The organism is Bacillus songklensis, from assembly GCF_042649685.1.
Classification (GTDB): domain Bacteria; phylum Bacillota; class Bacilli; order Bacillales; family Bacillaceae_H; genus Bacillus_BA; species Bacillus_BA songklensis.
Window position 1 is genome coordinate 23,121 of sequence record NZ_JBHRZT010000032.1, and the last position, 25,260, is coordinate 48,380.

At 40.3% G+C, this 25,260-nt stretch carries 17 protein-coding genes and 7 pseudogenes; 16 read left to right on the forward strand and 8 right to left on the reverse strand.

Translation table 11 applies throughout. The features are described 5' to 3' along the window. Positions 1–182: 182 nt before the first annotated feature. From ACFOU2_RS08070 to ACFOU2_RS08095, 6 genes and pseudogenes are all read left to right on the forward strand, one after another. A pseudogene (locus ACFOU2_RS08070) lies at positions 183–814 on the forward strand (VanW family protein). 93 nt (positions 815–907) lie between these two features. After that, positions 908–1,783 (forward strand): peptidylprolyl isomerase, encoded by an 876-nt coding sequence (locus ACFOU2_RS08075; protein ID WP_377914005.1) that lies wholly within the window; start codon positions 908–910, stop codon positions 1,781–1,783. Between the two features lie 665 nt (positions 1,784–2,448). Continuing rightward, a complete protein-coding gene (locus tag ACFOU2_RS08080) occupies positions 2,449–2,670 on the forward strand; it encodes a transposase (protein ID WP_377914007.1) in 222 nt (73 codons plus the stop codon). 12 nt (positions 2,671–2,682) lie between these two features. Next, positions 2,683–3,327, forward strand: a complete 645-nt coding sequence (locus ACFOU2_RS08085) for a hypothetical protein (RefSeq protein ID WP_377914009.1) — start codon at positions 2,683–2,685, stop codon at positions 3,325–3,327. A gap of 272 nt (positions 3,328–3,599) precedes the next feature. Continuing rightward, the gene (locus ACFOU2_RS08090; protein WP_377914011.1) at positions 3,600–4,073 is read left to right on the forward strand and encodes a hypothetical protein; all 474 of its coding nucleotides are present in this window, start codon (positions 3,600–3,602) and stop codon (positions 4,071–4,073) included. A 27-nt stretch (positions 4,074–4,100) separates the two neighbouring features. Further along, positions 4,101–4,298 (forward strand): annotated as a pseudogene (locus tag ACFOU2_RS08095) (sensor histidine kinase KdpD); the annotation flags it as partial. Positions 4,299–4,466: 168 nt separating this feature from the next. Here the strand turns inward: ACFOU2_RS08095 and corA are convergent. The 6 genes and pseudogenes from corA to ACFOU2_RS08125 form a co-directional block, all read right to left on the reverse strand. After that, a complete protein-coding gene (gene corA / locus ACFOU2_RS08100) occupies positions 4,467–5,426 on the reverse strand; it encodes a magnesium/cobalt transporter CorA (protein WP_377914013.1) in 960 nt (319 codons plus the stop codon). A gap of 1,072 nt (positions 5,427–6,498) precedes the next feature. Next, a pseudogene (locus ACFOU2_RS08105) lies at positions 6,499–7,023 on the reverse strand (type 1 glutamine amidotransferase domain-containing protein); the annotation flags it as partial. A gap of 144 nt (positions 7,024–7,167) precedes the next feature. Next, entirely contained in the window at positions 7,168–8,976 is a 1,809-nt protein-coding gene (locus ACFOU2_RS08110) for a S9 family peptidase (RefSeq protein ID WP_377914015.1), read from the reverse strand. A gap of 466 nt (positions 8,977–9,442) precedes the next feature. After that, positions 9,443–10,342 (reverse strand): DUF6492 family protein, encoded by a 900-nt coding sequence (locus tag ACFOU2_RS08115; RefSeq protein WP_377914017.1) that lies wholly within the window; start codon positions 10,340–10,342, stop codon positions 9,443–9,445. Positions 10,343–10,655: 313 nt separating this feature from the next. Further along, positions 10,656–10,967: a hypothetical protein gene (locus tag ACFOU2_RS08120; RefSeq protein WP_377914019.1), complete on the reverse strand. Its 312-nt coding sequence runs from the start codon at positions 10,965–10,967 to the stop codon at positions 10,656–10,658. A 41-nt stretch (positions 10,968–11,008) separates the two neighbouring features. Next, positions 11,009–12,214 carry a nitrate/nitrite transporter gene (locus tag ACFOU2_RS08125; RefSeq protein WP_377914278.1) on the reverse strand — a complete coding sequence of 402 codons (1,206 nt, stop codon included), beginning with the start codon at positions 12,212–12,214 and terminating at the stop codon, positions 11,009–11,011. A gap of 412 nt (positions 12,215–12,626) precedes the next feature. Here ACFOU2_RS08125 and nirB (ACFOU2_RS08130) point away from each other — a divergent pair, with 412 nt between their 5' ends. Together nirB (ACFOU2_RS08130) and nasC are read left to right on the forward strand one after the other, a co-directional pair. Further along, positions 12,627–14,987 (forward strand): nitrite reductase large subunit NirB, encoded by a 2,361-nt coding sequence (gene nirB / locus ACFOU2_RS08130; RefSeq protein ID WP_377914021.1) that lies wholly within the window; start codon positions 12,627–12,629, stop codon positions 14,985–14,987. Between the two features lie 94 nt (positions 14,988–15,081). Beyond that, positions 15,082–17,223: an assimilatory nitrate reductase catalytic subunit NasC gene (gene nasC, locus ACFOU2_RS08135; RefSeq protein WP_377914023.1), complete on the forward strand. Its 2,142-nt coding sequence runs from the start codon at positions 15,082–15,084 to the stop codon at positions 17,221–17,223. A gap of 58 nt (positions 17,224–17,281) precedes the next feature. Here nasC and ACFOU2_RS08140 read toward each other — a convergent pair. Next, positions 17,282–17,368 (reverse strand): annotated as a pseudogene (locus ACFOU2_RS08140) (hypothetical protein); the annotation flags it as partial. Positions 17,369–17,466: 98 nt separating this feature from the next. Continuing rightward, positions 17,467–17,556, reverse strand: a pseudogene (locus ACFOU2_RS08145) (DUF3311 domain-containing protein); the annotation flags it as partial. A 306-nt stretch (positions 17,557–17,862) separates the two neighbouring features. Here ACFOU2_RS08145 and nirB (ACFOU2_RS08150) point away from each other — a divergent pair. The 8 genes and pseudogenes from nirB (ACFOU2_RS08150) (at position 17,863) to ACFOU2_RS08185 (ending at position 25,250) form a co-directional block, all read left to right on the forward strand. Next, a complete protein-coding gene (nirB, locus tag ACFOU2_RS08150; RefSeq protein WP_377914025.1) occupies positions 17,863–20,277 on the forward strand; it encodes a nitrite reductase large subunit NirB in 2,415 nt (804 codons plus the stop codon). Positions 20,278–20,319: 42 nt separating this feature from the next. After that, on the forward strand, positions 20,320–20,646 hold the full coding sequence (nirD, locus tag ACFOU2_RS08155; protein ID WP_377914027.1) for a nitrite reductase small subunit NirD: 327 nt from the start codon (positions 20,320–20,322) through the stop codon (positions 20,644–20,646). Positions 20,647–20,854: 208 nt separating this feature from the next. Further along, positions 20,855–21,478 (forward strand): annotated as a pseudogene (cobA, locus tag ACFOU2_RS08160) (uroporphyrinogen-III C-methyltransferase); the annotation flags it as partial. Positions 21,479–21,626: 148 nt separating this feature from the next. Next, on the forward strand, positions 21,627–22,619 hold the full coding sequence (locus ACFOU2_RS08165; protein ID WP_377914029.1) for a PAS domain S-box protein: 993 nt from the start codon (positions 21,627–21,629) through the stop codon (positions 22,617–22,619). Further along, the gene (locus ACFOU2_RS08170; protein ID WP_377914031.1) at positions 22,597–23,244 is read left to right on the forward strand and encodes a sensor histidine kinase; all 648 of its coding nucleotides are present in this window, start codon (positions 22,597–22,599) and stop codon (positions 23,242–23,244) included. The genes ACFOU2_RS08165 and ACFOU2_RS08170 overlap by 23 nt, the downstream gene beginning before the upstream one ends. 65 nt (positions 23,245–23,309) lie before the next feature. Next, a pseudogene (locus ACFOU2_RS08175) lies at positions 23,310–23,414 on the forward strand (DNA-binding response regulator); the annotation flags it as partial. A 15-nt stretch (positions 23,415–23,429) separates the two neighbouring features. Beyond that, positions 23,430–23,882 (forward strand): GAF domain-containing protein, encoded by a 453-nt coding sequence (locus ACFOU2_RS08180; RefSeq protein ID WP_377914033.1) that lies wholly within the window; start codon positions 23,430–23,432, stop codon positions 23,880–23,882. A gap of 15 nt (positions 23,883–23,897) precedes the next feature. Beyond that, the gene (locus ACFOU2_RS08185; RefSeq protein ID WP_377914035.1) at positions 23,898–25,250 is read left to right on the forward strand and encodes a sensor histidine kinase; all 1,353 of its coding nucleotides are present in this window, start codon (positions 23,898–23,900) and stop codon (positions 25,248–25,250) included. The last annotated feature ends 10 nt before the right edge of the window (positions 25,251–25,260 follow it).

A 25,260-nucleotide genomic window follows, 5' to 3' on the forward strand; every position in this document is an offset into this window, starting at 1 on the left:
AGGAAGAGGAAAAAGAAGAAATAAAGGTAGAGGATTTAGTTTATAAAATAAAGGATTCAAGAACAGACCAAGTAATAAAAGAATATCAGCCTCTACATTTTAAGAATAAAGAAGTGTATGAAAAAGAAATCAAACAGTTAGCTAGAGAAATGGCTAAGGAAATTGATATACCCGTGCAAAATATGAAGATAGATGCAAATGGAAACGTAATAGACGGGACAAAAAGAATTGTTTTAAAAGAAGAAGAGTTAGTGGAAAATTCAAAAAATTTAAAGACGGATCAGCTAGATGTAAATGCCCCAATCTATGAAACGGCACCAAATGTAACACCAGAAAGTGTAAAAGGAATCAATGAAGTTGTAATTGCTTCTTATTCAACGACATTTAACAAAAAATATACGGGAAGAAGCCGAAACATAGAGTTATCTGTTCAAGCGATAAATAATGTAGTACTGGGTTCCGGAGATTACTTTTCATATAACCAAACAGTAGGTCCTAGGACTGCTGAAAGAGGGCTCCTGAAATTGTAAATAGAGAGTTAATAATGGGAATAGGAGGAGGAATTTGCCAAACTTCTTCGACATTGTTTAATGCTGTGGACAAAATAGGTGTAACGATTGTTGCAAAAGTATCCCATTCGAAAGAAGTAGGATATGTCCCAAAAGGAAGAGACGCAACGGTGTCTTGGGGTGGGTCAGATTTTAAATTTATGAATAACAAGGGATATCCAATTATTATAAAAGCATACGAGGAAAAGAATCGAGGATTATTAAGGGTAGAAGTAAGGACGGCACAAAGGTATTTGCAATATTAAGGTCTGTTCAACTTTTGAAACGGAAAATTTCAAACTGAAATCATAGTGTTAGACATTGTCAAAAATTATTGAATACAGTGGGAGTGTTTTTGAATGAAAAAATGGTTAGTTTCCCTTGGAATGGCAGCTGGAGTTCTTTCTCTTTCTGCTTGTAATTCGGGTTCGGGTGCCAATTCAGATAGAATTGTTCAATCCAAAGCAGGTGAAATTACCAAGGAAGAGTTTTACAACGAATTAAAAACTCAGGCTGGTGACAAAGTTTTAAAACAAATGGTTGATACGATGCTTCTTGAAAAAGAATATAAAGTGACGGATAAAGAGATTGATGCGAAAATCAAGGATTATGAGAAGCAGTTCGGTGGTAAAGATGGCTTAAAGCAGGCTCTTGAGCAAAAAGGAATTAAAGATGAAAAAGTATTTAAAAAGCTTGTTAAACAAGAGCTGTTGGCTGAAAAAGCTGCAACAGACGGAGTTAAAGTTTCCGAAGAAGACGTGAAAAAAGAATTCGAGGATAAGTATAAAGTAGAAATTAAAGCGAGTCACATTCTTGTTAAGGACGAAAAAACGGCGAAAGAAGTGAAGTCAAGGCTTGATAAGGGTGAGGACTTTACTAAACTCGCTAAAGAATATTCAATCGACCCTGGTTCGAAAGTCAAAGGCGGCGACCTTGGGTACTTTATAAAAGGGAACATGGTTCCTGAATTCGATAACGTTGTATTTTCACTTGAAGTCAATAAAGTCAGTGACCCTGTGAAAACACAATACGGTTATCACATTATTAAAGTAACAGATAAGAAAACAAACAAGTTCGAAGACAAGAAAGATGGAATTGAAAAAGAACTGAAATTTAAAAAAGCCAAGCCAATTAACGAAGTGATTTCCAAGCTTCAAAAAGAAGCTGACATTAACATCAAAGATAAAGAGTTAGAAGATGCATTAAAAAATTCGCAAAACACTGGAATGGAATAAAATAAAAACCGTGCTCTGGCAGTGAACTCACCCCCGAATATTGGATAGGGAAAAAATCCACTATTCGGGAGGTTCTGCCATTCGCTAGGTTTCTAAATCTGAGAAACTAATAAAGCAGATAATGTATTCCCCTTTTTTTGATGTGTTTCTTCTATTATATATGTCGATTTTTGCAATGTTTCTTCATATGTTTAGAAATGGCCTATAAAAAAGGTAGAGTAAATTTATTTTTTTGCAATTTTATTTTTCTATCCAGGAGGATTTTTTTAAGATTGGTTTAGCCGTTTCATTGAGTGTGTTGCTTTTCCTTACCGGATTTGTTATTTCTGAATCTAACAAACGAGGGGAATGGAGGTTATCTTTCGTTAGTAAAGACGAAAATTTCCAATGTGGTTATTTTTAATATGCGAGCATTTTTCTAGTAGTTGATGTACCTCTTTATCTTTCCAGAACTGCTTAAAGCCAAGAATAGATGCTTTTGCTATCATAATTTTATCTAAATTAAATATGCAGACTTATGTCATAAGTAATCATATTTTGTAACGTTATGATATCTTTTGCAGAAACTATTTTTATTTTGTCTCCTCTTGTTCATAATGTTTATCAAATATTGAACTACTAAATATACTAATGACTGGAAAATTTCTGTGAGGGAGAAAAAAACAATGGTAATAGTAGTAGAGGCAGTAGATCAACAGGGAGATTTACAAAATTACATTCAGCGTGTCACAAAACTCATCGCTAAAGGAAAATCTACGCGTTTTTCTTGGTATAAAGGGTATAAACTTCACCTTTGTATGAGCACAGAGGGAGTGGTCTTGTCTTATGCATTCGTCTCTGCCAACCGATACGACAGCATCATTGCCCCGACCGTGTTATTGGCGTAGAAGGAGCTAGATTTGGATATCGCGTTTGTTCTCGGAGATGCAGCCTATGACAGTAAAGATGTGCGCAAAGCTGCAGGACGATTAGGCTCCTACATGATTACGCCCATTAACAAACGGAACGAGGCGAGAAAAGACGTGTACGCCCGTGTGATGCCAGCTTTTCTAGAAACAGCATTAGGAGACCTGCTTTTTGATCAGCGCAACAAGGTGGAGCGCCTTTTTCATATTCTGAAAGATAAAGGATTGGAGAACCCACGGATGTTTGGAATGTCATTAGTGATGATGCCAATCTTTACTGCAGGGTTAAACGAATTGGCACTTAGTTTAAACAAGTATGGAACAGCCATGGTAAACACATTAAGAATGATCGCAGGTGCTGTTGGGATGGCATTTTTTGTATCAATCATGACAAATAGGGGAGCGAAGCACGTAAAAGAAATCTTGATGCAACATCATATTCTTCCAACAGATAAGACACATATGCCAATGGCGGTAAATCAAGGAGCTGTAATGGGGATCAATGATGCGTTCATGGTAGCTACATGGTTAACGGTAGGCGCGTTTATGTTGTCGTTCTTCATTCGGCGGACTTCACCAAAAGAGGATACGATAACAAATCGTGTGAAAAAATCCAGCAAAGAACCGGTGCTGCAGTAAAGTAATGTAAATACATGGTAAATGCCATGATCTTATCATCACTACTTCGATATGTACCATTAGCCCATTTCATTCATATAATGCCAAAAGGGGATTTGAGCTAAGAAAAAATCATTTGCCTATAGATACTCGACAACGATTATTGATACCACCTTAGAGAAGCGCCCGGAAATGATCATTCATCTGTACCACGCCACCCTGCCGCGAAATCCGAAGCTCCTGCCAAATATAAGGGAGATTAACACATCCAATTAAACAGGGAGAGGATGTCTATGAAATTCACGGTACAGTATATACCACTGAGCAAGATCAAACCTGATTTACCGTCGAAAATGACGGAGCATATTAAGAAACTTCAAAGTTTGCTGTGGGACTGCATGTATATTTTGGTTGTCAAAAAAAATAGGAAAGACGGCAGCTTTACCATCGTGAGCGGACTCGAGCGATTCGAGTACCTTCGAAAACATACAAAAAATATATACGCACCTTGTATTGTCGATGACAGCACTTCCTCCGGAATTAAATCGTGGATTCAGCGTTTACGCAACAAGCAGCCTCTGGATGATTTTCCAATGATGCCGACAAGCTGGTCCATCGTTCGTTCCTTTTTAAAGCAAGAGCCCCGTTTTAGCAATTTATCCCGATCCCAACAAATAAAAGTGCTGCTTCTAGGGGTGCGATACAGGAAAACGGTGATTTTATCCATGAAAACGATGGTTAATCAAATTCTGAGAAATCATGATTAATTCGTTCCTGCAAGAGCGGTCATGTAATTACTGGAAAGACAACACAATAGGAAACCAGCAAAGGTCATCATTGAAATGGCAAAAAAGTATTATATTACTCAGATTTTATTAGGGCAATCGGCACGAACAAGATGGGAAGAGATACGTAGAGGCTCGATTGTAAATGCCATTATGAGAGAAACCTCAAATATTGATATCCATATTGTTGCAGACAGCAGAAAATAAAAGGGGTTCTAATCATCATGAAAGTAAAATTGAATGAAGTTCCATTAAGAGCGATTGTTAAATAATTAATGAGCTCACCCAAGCAGGTTAGAGATGAGTTCTTTGAGTTCGGGCAGACTTCACCTGTTGGTGAACCTGCCCTTTTCTGACTAATAGGTGATTCCTTTACTATTTGTAAATATTAAACCAGCCTTTACGCTTAAACCACCGAAGCATGCCTATAGCAACCGCAGCCATCAACCCTAATATTACGAAATAGCCATATCTCCATTGAAGTTCCGGCATATGTTCAAAGTTCATGCCATATACTCCCGAAATAAAGGTCAATGGAATAAAAATGGATGAAATAATGGTTAAAGTCGTCATAATAGCATTCATACGATTAGAGTTAAGGGAGAGATAATTGTCCCGCATATCTGATGTCATATCTCGATTAGATTCCACGATTTCGGTGAGTTTAAGCAGATGATCGTATACATCTGTAAAATAAGATTTTTGATCTTTGACAATGTTTAAACGTTCCGAATTTAATATCCGATAAAGTAAATCACGCATGGGGATAATAGTCCGCCTCAATTTCAGTAATTCTCCTCGAATAGTAAACACTTCGCCTATTAATGTTCTAATGGATTGATGATGTTCATTACTTGCAATTTGGTTCAGCCCATCTTCAATTTGATACAAACTAGGGAAGTATTCATCCACTAACGTATCTATTAGCATATAAGCAACATGTTTGGGTCCCTTGTCCCACAGAGGTTCATTAGAGATTAACTGTTGCCAAACGGTTTCAACACCTTTTAAGTGCTTAAAATGAAATGTAACAATATAATTTTCTCCTACAAACAAATCGAGTTCCTCAGAATCTAACGTTTTCTGATTCAAAGCATGAAGAACAAAAAAACTATATCCTTCATAGTAATCAAGCTTAGAACGCTGTAAGAAATGAAAGCAGTCTTCAATAGCCAGGGGATGAAAATGAAAATACTGTTCCAACATCGTGGCTTCCTGTTCAGTGGGAGCATCAAAATCGACCCAATACCAGTCAATGTTTGAATCGGATAATTGTTCAAGAGGCACATTATGTAATCGTTTTAATTCTTTTGTAATAGCTAAAGTTCGGATCATCCTTATCCTTCCTTACGAACCATAGGGGGTGATTAACTATAGGATGTCAAAATTTAACGATGCTATACTCATATTGAACACATAGAACAACATTTTAACTAATGATTAAACAGAAAAATGGCAAGTAATGTAATGATGATTAAGTCGTGTTGATGGATAACCTTATTTAACTTAAAGAGGATGACTCAAAAGGGATAAAAAGACATCCCTTTTGAGTCATCCTCCCGAAAGGCCCCGTCATGAAAATCCAGCAAAATCAGAGGATTCCGTGACGGGTCCTTTCAGTAACAATCAACTTTTGTCATTGATTGGAGACTTATGGGACAGCCTCTTCCGTTTGAATGCTTTTTATGCATGTTCTAATGTTATGCCTAGTTTTTGGGCTGCATAACGTGTTGTACTGGCTTCCATTTTTACTGCTCCTTTCATTTCTCTTCTATAATCTTAGATTGCTCTTGTTGTACGAAAGATATTTAAAAATAAAGCTCTCTAAGAATATTGAGTTGATTTCGAAGAGCTGGGAAACCTGTGGTAAAGGTTCTTCGTTATCTATCTTTTCCTTTCATGAATATATTGGTGTTAGCGGAAAGGGAATTACTATGAAAGTTAAAAAGCAGGAGAGGCTGCTGTTTTCAGGAAACAGAACATGATCTAATGAATTGCAAAATGAAAAATATTGTCTCGGAAATGAATGTTTAAAACAAAAAAGTGTATAGGTGCCATCTTGCTGAATGTTTTGATGAATTGAGGGAACGATTTATAATAAACTGTTTGTTTATTTGAGATGAATCTTCTATAAATTAAGAAGAGAACTCTGCATCCCTAACCCGACAGCTAACTTTATTGACAACGGAAAACTCCCGTGGCATTTATAAAAATGATGGGAGTTTTCATGGGACTGACTCAATAAGTGCAAACATAATGGCACACAATCTTCTCCTATGGTGAGTAAATATAAAAAATACATCATGATTATCCTTTGAACGCTGTGAAAAAGTGAAAAATATCGTACAAGCTGTTAAAAGCTTTGTCCACATTCTTGTATACATTAAAGCCCGTTTAGCTTGGAGTTTTAGGCAGGATGTTCAATCGCATCGATCAGCTTTTCTGCCGTGCTTTTGCTGGACTGAGGGTTTTGTCCGGTTACTAAGTTTCCATCACGTACCGAAAAGTCTGCCCATTTCTCTCCGGAAACGAAATCCGCTCCTCTTAAACGCAGTGTTGATTCAAGCAAAAACGGCATATGCTCGTCCAATTTCATTTCGCTTTCTTCTTCATCTGTAAAAGCTGTTACTTTTTTGCCTTTCACGAGCGGGGTTCCATCTTTGTAAGTAACATTGACGAGCCCGGCCGGTCCATGACAAACCGCGCCAATTACCTTGCCATCTTCAGCAAACTGCTGCAATACGTGCAGTAATATTTCATTATCCGGAAAATCAAACATCGTCCCATGGCCTCCCGGAAGGAAAATCGCATCAAATCCTGTTGCATCATCCTTGCTGAGTTTAGCCGTATTTTTCAGTTCTTCTTCCGCAGTGACCCACGCGGGATTTTTTTCATCAATACTGTTCGGGTCAAGAGGAACTTCTCCTCCTTGCTACATGATTTACGCATAAGGCTTCGCCCATTTCCCTTACGGGCCCTTGCCGAAGCCTTATACGAGAACCTTTGTTAACTCATTCAAGATGAGAGAACAGAAAGGCGCGAATAGAAGAAAGCCCGGTGACAGAGGTTAAAAAATTTAAGTGGGACTTATATATTTATATTGCTTTCCAATAATTTGTTCAAGAAAATCAGACACCGCGGTATATGCACTAATTTTATTTTTGAGTTTTACGAACGAATGGCCTTCATCTTCGAAGCGAATATACGTAATTGGATGATCTCGTTCCTTTAATTTATTCACAATTTGCTCGGATTCTTCAATGGAAACACGCGAATCGTTCGCTCCATGGAGAACCATCAGCGGGGAGGTGATTCTATTCGCATGATTCAAAGGATCAACTCTATCAAAAAATTCTCCGTCTCTTTCAATTGTTCCATATTCAATCTCCCTATGCTTCCTGCGCCAGGGGCTTGTTGTTTTGAGGAAGGTTCTAAAGCTTGAAAATCCAGCGATATCAATGGCGGCAGACCAATAATTTGGATAGTGGCTAATGGCAGCAAGAACCATAAACCCCCCGTAGCTGCCTCCCATAATCGCTATCTTTTCAGGATCTATATTCCTATTTTCCTTTAGCCATTCAACTAAATAGACCAGATCCTTCACGGGGTCCAGTCTTTTCCGGACATCATCAAGATGGGTGTACGTTTTTCCATAACCAGTACTGCCTCGAACATTTGGTGTACACACCGCATAGCCGAGATTTAGGAAATATTGCAGGACCGGGTGGTAAACAGCACGAATTTGGCTCTCTGGTCCACCGTGAATATAAACGATAACAGGAAGTTTCCCGGAAGTATGTTTCGGCTTATAGTAAAAGGCGGGAACTTGAAGGTTGTCAAAAGATCGAAAGGATATAAGATCCGGCTCAATTAATGTATGCTCCAGAACCGGTGAGCGGGAAAAGTATGTAAGCCGTTCTGCTTGAATGGTCTTAAGATCAAGCTCCCATATATCAGGCGGATGTGCCGGGCCATTCAATACATAGGCTAGTTTTTGATTATCGGGCGAAAATTTGAGGTCCGATATTACTCCCATGGGTGTTTCCCACGTATAAAGGTAACTTCGATTCAAATCTAAAAATCCCCCCCTGGAAATTCCCCCTTCGTTTATCGTAAAAGCTAACTTATTTTTATCCTTATTCATTGCCAGCCCTTCAAAATCCCACTCTCCCAGCTCCAGCCTTGTGAAATTTCTTGTAGATAAATGAATAAGAGCGAGTCCAAAGAATTCCCGGTCTTTATTTGATAATAAATAAATATGATCTCCATCCTTATTAAAATGGGCATCTTTAAAGCTTGCTTCCCCTGTATGTTCTGTTACCCAGTTCAGGTCTCCTGTTGAAAGATAAAGTACACCCAAATCATTATCAAGGGGGGAATTGGTCCTTTGAACCAATAGTGATTTCCCACCAGGGGACCATTTAACAGCCGAAAATATCCCATCCTGGGAATATACGAGGCGAACATCCAATGTCTCCAAATTTTGAATGTAGATATCAAAAAAGGCTGGATTACGGCGATTGCTGGACCAGGCAATCCATTTTCCATCAGGAGAGCTTCCGCCGTACCGATGAATATGTTCTGGAGAGTTTGTCAGTGCAATCAGTTCACCATCCTTCTTTAGTAAGTACAATTGCTGCTTTTCATTTCCAGCAACATCCATCCCAATAATCAGATTGGGTGTGCCGTTTACATATTTAATAAAGGTTATTCCTTCCTTTATAAAGGAAGTTTGGGCAGGCCGCCCTTCACCTTCATTAAGTTCCCATACCTGTGGTAAACCAGTATAATCGGCAATAAAGCTTAGCCTATGACCAATTGGAGCGTAAACTGGATTTTTTACAGTATGAACATGCAAATAAGGCTCTATGCTAATTGCATCCATAAAAATGCCACCCCATTCATTTAAGAGATCTAAAAGCGTTCTCGACAAAAAAGAGAACGAAAAGAGGGAATCAAAATGAAGGTTTAATGAATAAATTGGAGAATATTTTGTTTTTATGTGCAAGGATGAAAAAGAAGGAATCATTCCCTACATGCCATTATATTTAGATAGATTTAGTATCATGCTCTTGGAGTTCGTATAGTTTTACGGACACATCTTAGTTAAGTCCTTACAATGCAGTCCAAGGAAGGATGGATCCGCATGGAACGTAAAAATCCATAGATAATCATTTCTCCATCCTATCTAGAGATGATGGACCATATTGTAATGGAATGATTGGAAGAAATGAAAGAGGCCGCTTCCATTTGAGAAACTATGCTGTGAATGATTAATAGGACAATGTTTTTAAAGAATAAAGCATAGAGAGAGACCGAACCCCTGACCTCTATGCCGCCGGAGATAGAGATTATTGCGGATAGGGTCGATATTCGTCTAATAATATACTTGAGTTTTTTCTACTATGACTATGGAAAGACATTGTTTTATATTTTTTTGATAGTTCGTCCAAGTCAAACTTGTCTATATCATCTATTTCCCACTGTTTCATATATGAGTTTTTCCCATCAGCCAGGATAATAGAATGAGGAAAATCTTTTAATAAAAAATTCCCATAAGTTTCAAATTCAGAGAAACTAAAAATATCTGTCTTATCAATATGATCTAGGATTACTTGATACCATGGTTTATTGAACCTCTTCTCTATTTTTTCCTTTAATAACCTTACTTTAGGTGAATGAAAAAGCATGTGATGAGAGATTAAAGACACTGGAGCAACAGCTTTATGTCCAAGCAGTAATTTTAATAATTTAAATATTGGTCGATGAGTCCCTTTTACATCTGGGCAATACAAAACTTCTTTATTATCAAAAATAAAAACATGAGGTTGCAAGAAAACGGTATCTGAGTCCAGCACTAAATAATAATTGTTTGAACATAAATGATCTCCGCTTAGTTTAATAAATTGCTGAAAAAGCCAACCAGACCTATTTTTGGGTTCATCATAAGTGATACCTTCCCATTTCCAGCCAGGAGGGACAGTGTAATCGATATCATGCTTTGTTATAGGAAGGATTGTATCTTCATCGATAAATTTACAGGAGTGATGTAAACAAAATTCTCTTATCAATTTATTATTGGGAGATACAATGTATATTTCATCTATTGGATGAAGAATTTTACTTCGAGCAGAATTAACAACATAAGGAAGGACATCTAAGTCCTTTTCTAATACAGGAATAACTAGATCAAGAGGCGTAGGATTAAACTCAAATAAAGAGTGGTCCAATTGATATAATTCAGGTGCCATTTTTACACTTCCTTTACCGATTATTACTACTTATATTAATCATCAAGGAAAGAACTGGAACGGTATTTGACTATTATATGCCCCCTATATTCATACTTTGTAGTAGTTGGAGCCGATGTTTTTGGTGTAATGAAGCTAACCGACAAAACCTGTTCGATAAAACGGTGCAAGCAGACCATTTCCAGCACTCCAATCATCCTGGATTTTAGTAGAATTGTTTTGGCTCCGTCAGTGAAAACATAGTGCCCCTCGGCATCTATTAATGATAGGCCCATTTGCGGGTTATTGGTGGAGCGATGCATCTTATTTTCAATTAAGTAGGTAAGCTTTCTAATTCAATAACAGGGGAATCACTGAAAATGACGGCATGCTCAAGGACGTTTTGCAGCTCCCTTATGTTGCCCGGCCAGGTGTACTCCAAAAAGTAGGATCGGATACCTTCCGCGAGTGAAAGCGAATTCTTCCCGTACTTTTTGGCAAATTGCTTTAAAAAATAATCAGTAATCAGCGGAATATCTTCCTTTCGTTCACGGAGGGGGGGAATGTTAACCGTAACAACGTTAATCCTAAAAAACAGGTCCTCTCGAAAAAGCCCTTGTTGAAGATCAAAAACGAGTGTTTTCATGTTGGAGAAACATGAAAACACTCGTTTTTGTAGAGCATTCGTCAGACTTTAATGGAGGCTTCCTTTGATGACCACGTTTTCCGCCATGAAATTTGTGCAATCATCAACACAAAAAGCGCCGCAATTCCGATCACTGCATAAACGATAAAGCCTGTTGCATATGTTCCGGTAATTTGCTTAAGTGTTCCCAGTATATTTGGTACAAAAAATCCGCCAACTCCCCCGGCAGCTCCGACAATACCGGTAATCATCCCGATTTCTTGTTGGAATCGCCGTGGAACTAATTGAAACACAGCTCCATTTCCCATGCCAAGGCAAAGCATTCCGATAAATAATAAGGTTGTGACAATTGTTAAAGATGGAAGTTGGCTCACGCCAAACATGCTTAGTGCTACCCCGATAAACAAAAAGGTGAGTAAGCGAACGCCGCCGATTTTATCAGCTATGAATCCGCCAACTGGACGGAAAAAGCTTCCTGCTGCCACACATAGTGTAACAAAATCACCTGCCGTTACTTTTGATAAATCATATTGATCGACAAAAAAGATGCTTAAAAAACTTGATAAACCAACAAATCCGCCGAACGTTACACTATAAAGCAAACAGAAATACCATGTATCCTTTAGCTTAAATACATTGAAATATTCAATGATTGGTTTTGCTGGAGGCTGTGAAGGTGCATCTTTCGCAATAAGGACATAAATGATAAAAACCAACAAAAGAGGAATAAGAGCCAGTCCCATCACACCATGCCAGCCAATATTCTCTGCAAGACGCGGACCAAATAACGTAGCAAGCAAGGTTCCGCTGTTACCCGCACCTGCAATCCCCATCGCTAATCCTTGTAAATGCGGCGGATACCAACGACTCGCCATCGGTATGGCTGCCGCAAAACTTGCACCTGCTACACCGAGAAGAATCCCGATGAAGTAAAGTTCTGTTAATGTCTGTCCAAATAACCATCCCCATGCAAGCGGGACCATTGTGACTGTCATACCGCCGATTGCTGTTTTTCGAGGCCCAATCCGGTCAGTTAAGACACCAAGGATAAGACGGAAGAATGAACCGCTGAGAATAGGAACAGCAACAATGAACCCCTTTTGAGCGGGTGAAAGGCCGAAATCTTTTGTAATATATACCCCAAGAGCCCCCAATAAGACCCAGATCATAAAACTAACATCGAAGTACAAAAACGACGCGAGTAATGACGGGGCATGACCGCTTTTTTTTAGTTCAGATAATTTCATCATATTTTTCTCCTTCCGGGAAGTTAATTTCTGCTTGTTAGTTAGTGTACTATTGAACAAGTTTACTTTCTCTTTTTTTGTGAGGAAATCTAACATGTTTTTTTGTGAGGGATTGAAGGGTGTTAGAAGCTCTCGAGCCAAGGGGGATCTATACAGCTTTAAACAAGGTGTTTGTTGTGTGGTTCATAAAACCATTGGCTTCTTTCTTTTTTGATTGCGAAGGTGGATTTCAAAACAAAAAGATTTGTTAGGGAAATCAATTTTATGGATATAAGGACATCAAAAGGGATATTATGTAATTTCTATGTGAGAACATATAACATAGCTAGTTACCTGTTGTGAATTTTATGACACAATAAATGCTATGCACGATCTTAGCTACCATCTTTCATAACTTGCTGGGGGTTTTAGAATGTATAAACAAAAACTAGTATTAGTCGGGAACGGAATGGCAGGTGTGCGCTGCGTTGAGGAAATTTTAAAGAATGACGCGAATACTTTTGAAATGACTATTTTTGGAAGCGAACCGCATGTTAACTATAATCGGATGCTATTGTCGACTGTGCTGCAGGGCAGCACATCATTTGAAGATATTATAATGAATGACCGCGATTGGTACGATACACATCATATCCGACTGTTTACAGGGGAAACGGTTATAAACATCGATAAAGAGAAAAAGGTTTTAAAAACGGATAAAAACCGAGAAGTTTCGTATGACAAGCTCATTTTAGCGACCGGTTCCGTTCCGTTTCTTCTTCCGCTTCCCGGTATTGATAAAGAAGGGGTTATCGCATTTCGGACAATTGAAGATTGCCGGAAAATGATTGAAACATCGAAACAATATAAAAAAGCGGTCGTGATTGGCGGCGGATTATTAGGTCTAGAAGCGGCGAGAGGGCTGCTCAATCTTGGAATGGAAGTGAATGTTGTTCATATTGCGAGCTATTTAATGGAGAGGCAGCTCGATCCGACGGCATCCAAAATGCTGCAAAAGGAACTGGAAAATCAAGGTATGAACTTTCTTTTAGAAAAAGAGACACAAGAGATTATCGGAAGCAGTCGTGTAGAAGGTTTGCGTTTTAAGGACGGAACGGAAGTAGAAGCCGATTTGGTTGTTATGGCGGCAGGGGTTAGACCAAATGTCCAGTTAGCCAAGGAAAGCGGAATTGATATAAACCGTGCGATTCTCGTAAATGACTATTTGGAAACCAATACACCAAATATTTATGCGGTTGGAGAATGTGCAGAACATAGGGGAATGGTGTACGGGCTGGTAAAGCCGCTTTATGAGCAAGGGCAAGTATTGGCCAAACATATTTGCGGCATCGACTGTAAGGGTTACGAAGGGTCTGTTCTTTCTACACAGTTGAAAATATCGGGCGTTGATGTGTTTTCAGCCGGCCGATTTACTGGAGACGAAACGACAAAGACTATTACAATCCATAATGAACTAGATGGTGTTTATAAAAAGCTCGTCTTTCAAGAAAATAAAATGATTGGCGTTGTGTTGTTTGGAGACACAAGGGATGGCACAAGATTACTAGACATGATTCTTAAGCAAAAGGACCTATCCGATGTAGAAAAAGTCATCTTGCTCCAATCATCAAATGGGAGCGGTAATTCGATTGCTTCCATGGCACATGGCGAAATGATTTGTAACTGCAACGGCGTTTCAAAAGGAGCCATTATTAAGGCGGTCCAAAAGGAAGGATTAAAGACCGTTGAACAAGTGAAGAAGCGTACAAAAGCTTCAGGTTCTTGCGGCGGTTGCAAGCCATTAGTTGCGGAGCTTTTATCTTATATTCAAAGTGATGAGTCTGATGAAGTCATTGAACAAAAGTCCATGTGTTCCTGTACAGCATTAACAGAAGATGAAGTAGTATATGAGATGCAGCTGCGAAGCTTGACATCCGTACAGGAAGTGATGGATGGGCTTGGTTGGGGAAATAGGAAAGGCTGTTCAACATGTCGCCCTGCCTTACACTATTATTTAGGAATGATTTATCCGGAGTATGAGAGCAAACAAGAAACTCTTTTCATGAATGAACAGATGAATGCCGTTATGCAAAGTGACGGTACGTACTCTGTTATCCCGCAAATGTACGGCGGCGTAACAAATGCGGAGCAATTACGAAAAATTGCAGATGTTGCAAACAAGTACCATATATCAAATATTGCCGTCACGAGTGAACAAAGAATACATTTAATGAGTGTGAAAACAGAGAATCTTCCAGGTGTATGGGCTGATTTAAACATGCGGTTAAGTTCTGCGTACGGGAACACTGTTCAAAACGTCAAAACCTGTATCGGCGAACATGTTTGTCAATGCGATAAGAAACAATCTCTTAAGTTAGCTGTCAACCTGGAAAAGAGAACGGAATGTCTAATAACACCCTATCGTGTAAAAATGGGAGTATCTGCTTGTATGCATAATGGCGCAGGATCAACAACGAAAGATATAGGAGTTATAGGCATTGACAGAGGATGGGAAATCTATGTCGGCGGCAGCAGCGGGCGTAATGTACGGGCTGGGGAATTATTATGTGTGGCTGCTACGGATGAAGAAGCGATTGAGATCATCGTCGGCTTTATCCAATACTATCGTGAGACGGCCAATTACTTGGAGCGTACTTGGCAATGGATTGAACGGGTTGGCTTAATACATGTAAGAGAAGTGTTGTTTGATAAAGAACTCCGCCAGCAATTACTCGAGCACTTGGACGGGGATGTGTCTTTGCGTAAGAGCTTTTGGGAGAAACGTTACTCATAATGAACGTCCTCCACAAACGTGATGCAGTAAAACGAACATGTTTGTAGAGGGTGAAAACAGATTAAAGAAATAAGTGAGTAAAGGGTGAGGTAACTTGACTGAGTTATTATTAAAATATTTCCGTACGAAGCAACAGGAAGTGCAATCGGAGAAAGTTCATGATACACAATGCCCATATTGCAGCATGCAATGTAAGATGCAATTGATTGAACAATCAATTGTCTCAAGAAAAAAATATATGACGATTGGAAAGGATAATCCAACTTCCGAGGGCCGTTTATGTATTAAAGGCATGAACGCACATCAGCATGCATTGCACAGCGACCGGATTAAATATCCATTGCTAAAAGTGAATGGTGAATTTGTTCGCATTTCTTGGGAGCAAGCATTGAACCATATTAAAGAAAACTTTACGAAAATTCAGATGGAAGATGGGCTGAATGCCTTAGCCGTTTATGGCAGTGCGTCCATTACCAATGAAGAAGCATATTTACTGGGCAAGTTTGCACGAGTAGCCTTAAAAACAAAATATATTGATTACAATGGCCGTTTGTGTATGTCTGCAGCCGCTTCAGCAGCAAGCCAAACGTTCGGGATGGATAGAGGATTTACCAACAGCTTGTCGGAAATTCCGTCCACACGTTGTATCATTTTGGCGGGCACCAATATCGCTGAATGCCAGCCGACCATTATGCCGTACTTTGAGAAAGCGAAGGAAAACGGCGCTTATATTATTGCCATTGATCCCCGTGAAACGGCCACGACGAAAATGGCGGATTTACACTTAAAAGTTAAACCCGGAACGGATGCGGCTTTAGCGAATGGGTTGTTAAAAGTCATCGTGGAAGAAAACTATATTGATGAAGCCTTTATTCAGGAAAGAGCGAATGGCTTTGAGGAAGTGAAAGAGCATGTTTCTTCTTTAAATTTAGAAGAAATCGCACAAATGACCGGTGTTCCAGTCGAGCAAATTCGCAAAGCGGCTGTAATGTTCGGTCGGGAGGAAACGGGAATGATTTTTACAGCCAGAGGGGTAGAGCAACAAACCGACGGCTCGATTGCTGTCCGGAATTTCCTGAATATTCTTATTGCTACAGGTAAAATCGGAAAGCCTTATTCTGGTTACGGGGCGATCACAGGGCAGGGAAATGGCCAGGGGGCAAGAGAGCATGGCCAAAAGGCAGACCAGCTCCCGGGATATCGGGTGATTGAAAATGAAGAACACCGGGCATATATTGCGAGCGTGTGGGGAATCAGCAAAGATGCGTTACCAAGAAAAGGTGTATCAGCTTACGAAATGATCGAGAAAATCCACGACGGCGACATTACGGGCATGCTTTTGATGTGCTCCAATCCGGTTGTTTCCAACCCCAATGCTAATTTTGTCAAAGAGGCATTAAAAAAGTTAAAGTTTCTTGTGGCGGTCGATATGTTTGTCTCAGAAACTGCGAGATTAGCAGATTTAATTTTACCCACTTCATCTTATTTGGAGGATGAGGGGACGATGACCAACCTGGAAGGACGAGTTACGTTAAGGGAAGCGAGTTATCCATGCCCGGGAGAAGCAAAACATGATTGGCAGATTATTTGTGACATTGCACGCGTTCTTGGGAAAGGAGAGTACTTTTCCTTTTCATCTGCAGAAGAGATTTTTAATGAATTAAGGGTGGCAAGCCGCGGAGGAATTGCTGACTACTACGGCATTACGTATGACCGCTTGAGAAAGGAAGGCGGCATATTGTGGCCGTGTCCTGACCTTGCCCATAAAGGGACAAAACGGTTATTTGAAACATCTTTTGCACATCCTGATGGGAAGGCGTCTATGGTTGTTGTTTCAAATAACCCGACTGTTCCAAAAGAACAACCGAGTGAAGAGTTTCCGCTCTATTTAACGACAGGAAGGGTCATGTCACATTATTTAACAGGCGTACAAACAAGAAAAAGCCCGTCATTAGCGGCCAGAAATTTTGAATCATTCATGGAAATTCATCCGACAACAGCGTTGAAATACCATATTCCAGACCATTCGTTAGTGAAGATCGAATCTAGACGAGGAAGCATTGTTGTCAGAAGCAAATGGTCGGAAGCGATTCGTCACGACACGGTTTTTGTCCCCTTTCATTGGGATGGCTCCCAAAATGTCAATCGCCTCGTGTCAAAAGAATTGGACCCTACATGCAGAATGCCGGGGTTCAAAGTAAGCGCGGTTAAAGTGAGCCCTGTTGTTGAATTTTAAAAAACTCACATAAAAATTTAGACATGGATGCTCTTCATCCATGTCTAAATGCATTATTTGCGACTTTCCATAACTTTGGAAGGAAAAAGTAAGAGATAAGAAAAGCCAGGACGGAATACGGAATGGCAAAAAAGGCAAGGCTCCCCTCTGATTTTTGAATCCGGTAAATTCCCCATGTGCATAAAGGGTTAAAATAATCCATAAAAATAGCCAGAATTGAAGAAAAGGCAATCCTAAAATAATTGGATCAATTCGATTTACAAAAGGCAATGCGACTAGCTGAGAAACAAAAGGTAATAAAACTAATAAGAAAATTGCGAATTTTACTTTCACACCAAACCCTCCTGTTTGAAAAAAAATATTATTCAGATAATTTAAATGTTCAATATAATAACAATTTTGATAAAGGATTACAATATAAAAAAATTAAAAAATTCATTTAAATTGACTATTTAGTTCATGAAAACGGTTAACTTCCATCGCAGGGCAGAAACAGAAGGATGCTCTTTTCGAAGAACTTCAAAGCTCCGCAAAAGTATGTTAGAAAACCTAACATGAAGAGTCGTGTTTTTGGCCAGCTATGATATAGTTTAGGAAACTTATATAACTAAGGAAGTTTTCTAAGAGGAGGAACGTCAGGTGGAGAAGAAGAAGCTGGTTCTTGTGGGAAATGGAATGGCTGGTGTTAGGGCCATTGAAGAAATACTAAGCATATCAAAGGAAAAATTTGAGATTACTATTTTCGGAAGAGAACCGCATCCGAATTATAATAGAATTTTACTGTCAAAGGTGTTGCAAGGGGATACGAAAGTAATCGATATCACGCTAAATGACTGGGATTGGTATAAAGAAAACAACATTCAGTTATATACTGGAGAAACGGTCATCAAGGTTGATTCCGAGAAGAAAGTGGTCGTAACCGACTCAGGAAGGGTTGAGCCGTATGACGAATTGATCTTAGCCACAGGGTCTCTTCCCTTTATTCTTCCGATTCCAGGGGGGGATAAAAAAGGTGTAACGGCTTTTCGCGATATTAAAGATACGGACATTATGCTTGATGCTTCCAAAAAATATAAAAAAGCAGCTGTTATCGGGGGCGGATTGCTCGGATTAGAAGCAGCACGGGGCTTGTTAAATTTGGGAATGGACGTCTCTGCCATCCACCTTTCTCCATACTTAATGGAACGTCAATTAGATCAAACCGCCGGTAAACTATTGCAAAAAGAATTGGAAAACCAGGGAATGAAGTTCCTGTTGGAAAAACAAACCGAAGCGATCATCGGGGGCGACCGTGTAGAAGGCTTGAAGTTCAAAGACGGGACAGAACTTGAAGCAGATTTAGTCGTAATGGCTGTCGGCATCAGGCCAAATGTACAATTAGCGAAAGACAGCGGCCTTACGGTGAATCGCGGTATTGTCGTTAATGACTATTTACAAACGGATATTCCTCATATTTACGCTGTGGGTGAATGTGCCGAACATAATGGAATTGCTTACGGATTAGTAGCTCCATTGTATGAACAAGGAAAAGTATTGGCAAAAGCCATCTGTGGCATCGAAACAGCTCCTTATCAAGGATCGGTCGTATCGACTCAGTTGAAAGTATCCGGTGTAGAAGTATTCTCTGCCGGTGATTTTACAGAGGGAGACGACAAAAAGGCAATCAAAGTATTTGATGAGCAAGATGGAATCTATAAGAAAGTGGTTTTACGCGGCAATCAAATCGTCGGGGCCGTGTTGTTCGGTGACAGCAGTGATGGAAACCGCCTGTTTTCAATGATTCAAAAGAAAGCAGATATTTCCGACACGGCGAAGGTATCCATTCTACAACCGCTTGACCAGGAGGCAGGAGGCAGCTTAGTTGCCAGCATGGGCGCTGAGGAAATCATTTGCGGATGTAATGGTGTGTCAAAAGGCGCCATCGTGGATGCGATTCAGCAACAAGGCTGTTCTTCCGTTGATGAAATTAAAGCATGCACAAGCGCTTCCCGTTCTTGTGGAGGGTGTAAACCGCTTGTAGCGGAAGTATTGCAGCACACGCTTGGAGCAGAATTTGATGCCAGTGCTCAAAAAGAAGCGATTTGCGGTTGCACGACATTATCGAGAGATGAAGTAGTAGAAGAAATTAGAGTGAAAGGGTTGACCCATACAAAAGAAGTGATGAATGTCCTTGGATGGAGCACAGAGGAAGGCTGTTCCAAATGCCGCCCGGCCCTGAACTACTATTTAGGAATGGTCAATCCAACTAAATACGAGGATGAAAGAGAGTCTCGCTTCGTCAATGAACGGATGCACGCGAATATTCAAAAAGACGGAACTTACTCCGTTGTGCCGCGTATGTACGGCGGTGTGACCAACTCGCATGATTTACGGCGCATGGCAGACGTTGTTGATAAATATGAAATTCCGTTAGTAAAAGTAACAGGAGGGCAACGCATTGACTTATTCGGCGTCAAAAAAGAAGACTTGCCGAAAGTATGGGAAGAGTTAGACATGCCTTCTGGCTATGCTTACGGAAAATCGCTTCGTACGGTCAAAACATGCGTGGGTGAACAGTTCTGCCGTTTCGGAACTCAAGATTCCATGGGACTTGGTATCGCGTTGGAAAAGAAATTTGAAGGATTACAGACTCCTCATAAAGTGAAAATGGCGGTATCCGCTTGTCCGAGAAGCTGTGCAGAGTCCGGATTTAAAGACATCGGATTTATCGGAATTGACGGCGGCTGGGAAATTTATATCGGCGGAAACGGCGGAACGCATGTGCGTGGTGGAGATTTATTATACAAAGTGAAAACAGCAGAAGAAGTGATGGAGATTACAGGTGCGTACTTGCAATATTATCGCGAAACGGCCAATTATTTAGAACGTACATCTGCATGGGTGGAGCGTGTTGGCCTGGCACATATCCAATCTATACTGGACGATAAGGAAAAGCGCAAAGAGTTGAATGCTCGCATGGATGAAGCTTTATCCATATACAAAGATCCTTGGAAAGAGATTATCGAAAACAAAAAAACGAAAAAAGAATTGTTTGAGAATGTTGTCACGTCGTAATGGCGTTAGGACCATTATTTATTTAAAGGAGGAAGGCATCGCATGGTTAACAGGAGTATAACAAAAGTGTTGGTCGGTTCTGTTCATGAACTGCCGGAGCGGTTAGGGAAAACGGTTCGAGTCGGAGAGAAAGAAGTGGCCGTATTCAGATTGTCAAACGGAAGCATTCGTGCCATTGAAAACCGCTGTCCGCATAAAGGTGGAGTACTGACCGAAGGAATGGTGAGCGGCGAGTTTGTTTTCTGCCCGATGCATGATTGGAAAATTTGCCTGGATGATGGGAAGGTACAAGAACCGGATACAGGATGTGTCAAAACGTATCAAACAATAATAGAAGGAGAGGAAGTTTATCTTCTGATTGAAGAATAGAAAGTAAGGGGATATCCAAATGGTCCGAACAGCAGAGCATTTGGATATCCTCCTGCAGAGGAATTTTTGCGTTAACGGGTTGATTTTAACGGAAAATTCCTTTGCAGATTCATCATGATTCTATAGAATTTTCGGGCTTTTTGGGACAGGCCAGCTAGAACCGGATTGGTCTGACCGAGTAAGCATCAGCAAGGAGAGAAGACAAAGTATGGGGCGAAAAAAGGGAAAAGTCTATATTGTCGGTGCCGGTCCCGGCGATCCGGATTTAATTACGGTCAAGGCGACGAAATGCCTGGCACAAGCGGATGTGATTTTATATGATCGACTGGTCAACCCGGTGCTGCTGCAATACGGAAAGACAGAGTCCGATTTCATATATTGCGGTAAAGCACCTGGAAACCACTGTGTATCCCAGGATGCCATTCACCAGCTAATGGTAGAAAAAGCGTTGGCGGGCAAAACAGTCGTTCGCTTAAAAGGAGGGGATCCGTTTATTTTTGGGCGCGGCGGCGAAGAGGCTGAGGTACTGGTCCGACATGGAATCGAATTTGAGGTTGTTCCTGGTATTACGTCTGGAATTGCCGCTCCGGCTTATGCTGGAATCCCTGTTACCCATCGCGAAATGGGACGATCATTTGCCTTCGTCACCGGCCATTGTATAAGCGGAAAGCCGGATAACATACGATGGGACTATTTAGCTCACGGTGTGGATACGCTTGCTATTTACATGGGAATCAAACATCTTCCTTATATATGTAACCAACTGCGATCCTGTGGAAAGGACCCTTATACTCCTGTAGCCGTCATTGAACAAGGGACAACTGGTTATCAATGAACCGTAATAGGCACACTTATGTCCAATTTGCATCGTAATCAGGGAATTCCTCCCGCAGGATGGGGAAATTCCCCGATATGGAAAACACTATTGGTTTCTTACAATAAGAGACAGATAGTGTTTTTATTTATGAGGAGGAGCTAAGATGCGGGAAACAGTAACAATGAATCAAAAAACGGGACGGTCCATAAATGATGCGTTTGCTTCTGATTTTGCGAAATCGGTGTTTTTGACCGTTAGCGCCATCATTGTCTTGTCTTTCATCGGAACGAGAATGTTTACTCATATTGATTTGAACCTTTATGACTATATGGTCGGAACGATTGTCTTTATCGGAGGGTTCTTTTACCGGTTTATCGCATGGGGGGAGAGACCGCCAACTAAAATTTTCATTAAAAAAAGGCTGAAGCTTCTATTTCGAAAGTCTACCCCGAAAACATCGGTCGATCATCTTGCTGTATACAATTTTATTTGGAGCTGTTTAACGATTGCCTTTTATGCAGGAATAGGAAATGGTGTTATATTTAAATTGGTTCCAACATTTTTTCATAAGCAGGCTGGTGTTGTGAACGGAATCGTTTCCGCAATGGGCGGTCTAGGAGGCTTTTTCCCGCCATTAATTTTAACGACATTATTTAAGCTTACCGGCCATTATGCGATAGGTTTCATGGCATTGTCCGAGATAGCACTGGCAAGCCTCATTCTTGTCATTTGGATGTATTTTCAAGATAAGCTTGGGTTCTCCAGCCAGGTGATTAATAGTACAGTCGAAGGAATCATGGATACGGACAAAAAAGGAAACATTATATCGGTCAACCCGGCTTTTACGAAACTTACAGGATATCAAGGTGAAGAAGTCCTCGGGAAAACCCCAAACTTGCTAAAATCCGGTATCCAGGCGAATGCTTTTTATAACGACATGTGGACTTCCATTGAACAGAAAGGTTTTTGGCAAGGGGATATATGGAACCGCCGCAAGGATGGAAAGAACTATCTTGAATGGCTCACGATTAGCGCTATTAAAAATGAAGCAGGGGAAGTTGTCCCGTACGCGGGAATGTTCAGTGACATTACCGATCATAAAGCAAAAAGTGTAAATGCGAGGAGGGTTGGGGATGGAGACTTTGCCAGCAAATAATATAAGCTCCTATATTATTCAATCCCAAGAAGAGGAGATTAAACGGATTGCATTGGAACTTCATGAAGGCGTCGGCCAAACCCTTTACAGCGTTTTTACCGGGCTGCAATTGATCGAAACAGGAGTTGAGCAGCTCGCTGCGAAAGGCCATATTAGGGAAATGGCGCAATTGCTGGAAAAAACCATCCGGGAAATCAGGTTGTTATCCGTTGAATTACACCCTCCTACCCTCACGACGATCGGCTTGGTGCCTGCCGTAAAAAGCTACGCCAAATTATATACATCAACATATGGAATCGTGGTAGAGATTGATGCAATCGGAAATCAAAAAACGATTCCGAACCAAAGCAACATTGCTTTGTTTCGCGTATGCCAGGAATCGTTGGCCAATATTGCCAAGTATGCCGATACTTCCTATGCGAAAATAACCTTTACCTGGGAAGAAAACTGCGTAAAAATGGAGATAAGGGATTCAGGGAAAGGCTTTGACGTTGAAAAAGCATTGAATAAATCTTCCGGCCTGGCAGCTATGAAAGAAAGAATGAATTTGGCTGGAGGGAAATGCTTGATAACATCTAAACTAGGAGAAGGGACCTCGATTGAGATTTCCCTTCCCTTAACATAAGTTTAGCTCCCATTAAACGGGGGCTTTTCTCTACCTCCGCTTTTAAATGGGGGTTATTGCATATTGTCAAGGAAATAAAAGGAAATCTGATGGAGAAGCTTCAGATGAAAACAAGACCTGAGCTTGTGGCTTATGCTTTAAAAAAGGGGCTGCTTGGTTATGGGATGTAAAGGAAAAGAACAATTATGGATGAGTTGATAAAAAACCAACAGGTTGTTGAAGAGTGTGATAAACTGTTGCATCTTGTCTCCTGTGACTTTGTCGGGCTTGCTTTCCAAAATAAAGTGGGACCTGATGTAAGATGGCATTATGCTATAGGAAACCGTAATGATAAGTATCAAAGAATCGCCGTCCGGTACGGAAAAGGAATTGCTGGAAGAGTGATCTCAACCGGAAGATCGATAATCGTGGACGATTTCCCGAATCATATACAAGGAAAAGTGCTGGAATATCCGATCATGCTTGCTGAAAATCTTGTTTCAGCGTATGCTGTGCCTCTATTTTGTAATGGTATCCCAAGAGGTGTTTTATTAGTGGGACGAAGAGCAAAGTATCCGTTTATAGAAAAGAAACAGCTGTATGTGGACCAGTCTGCGAAAAATTTGGAAGGGATCGTAACGACTCTAATGAAGCTTTGAGCAGGAGGTATGTCGATGGACAGTTTTACGCAGCAGGATAAAGCGAATAGGCTTGCTCCTGATTCCACTGATGAAACCATTCTTGTAAATGAATCAGGTACCATCTCTTTTATAAATAAGAGGGCCGGCAAAAGGTTTGGGTATAAAAATAACTCTGCCGTCGGACTAAAGATTCAGGCCCTTCTCCCGAAACTCAACCTTGATGAGCTTGAAGAAGGAGTGATAGTTCAGCAGTATGGAACCCCTAGAAAAGGAAAGACTTTTCCGTTGTTTTTAAGAATGAATTCTTTTTTGCTCAATGGGGCAACTTTTTTTCTGCTTGTCTTTTATAATGTGAGAAATCATCCAAAGCTTCGGAAAGAACTATCACAGCCTTTAAAAGAATTGGTCGATCTAAAGTTTGCCCTTGATGCCTCATCGATTGTAGCGATTACGGATCAAAGAGGAATTATTAATTATGTAAATGACCAGTTTTGTCGAATTTCAAAGTATACAAGGGAAGAGCTAATAGGCCAGGATCATCGGATTGTGAATTCAGGCTTTCATTCAAAAGAATTCTTTAAAGAAATGTGGCGAACGATTTCTTCTGGTGAAGTGTGGAAGGGTGAAATAAAAAACAGGGCAAAGGATGGTATGTTTTACTGGGTGGATACGACCATTGTTCCTTTTTTAAACGAAAAGGGAAAACCATATCAATATCTTGCGATACGATATGAAATTACGGAGAGAAAACGAGTAGAAGAAGAATTACAGAGAATGATGACAAGAATCATTGACGTACAGGAAGAGGAGAGAAAGAGACTATCCAGGAACCTGCATGATGGAATAGGTCAAAATTTATACAGTCATCTTATCACCATTAGCCGCTTAAATGCCGAAATTGATCATCCATTGCTCGAACAAATGCAGCAGGAAGCAACCCAATTGATTGAAGAAGTTCGTGAAATATCCTGGGATCTTCGTCCATCCGTATTAGATGACCTTGGATTGGTGCCAGCCATCCGATCCTTTCTTTCCCGTTTTTCTGACTATTATAAGATCGACGTTTTCTTTGATTGTGTTTTGCAACGACGCCTCGGAATCAATGATGAAATTACGATTTATCGGATTATTCAAGAAGCTCTTACAAATATACGTAAATATGCAGAAACAGATGAAGCTGCTGTTACAATTAGAGAATTGGACAGTGTTGTCCGGGTCGTGATTGAAGACAAGGGAAAGGGTTTTGAATCGAAGAAAGTTTCCCGCGGTGTTGGTCTGTTCAGTATGGAGGAAAGGGCGCGTGCAGTTGGAGGAACTCTTCAAATCCATTCAGCCCCGGAAAAAGGTACAAAAATCACGTTAGAAATGCCGTTTCAAGGGACATGAAACGCATTTT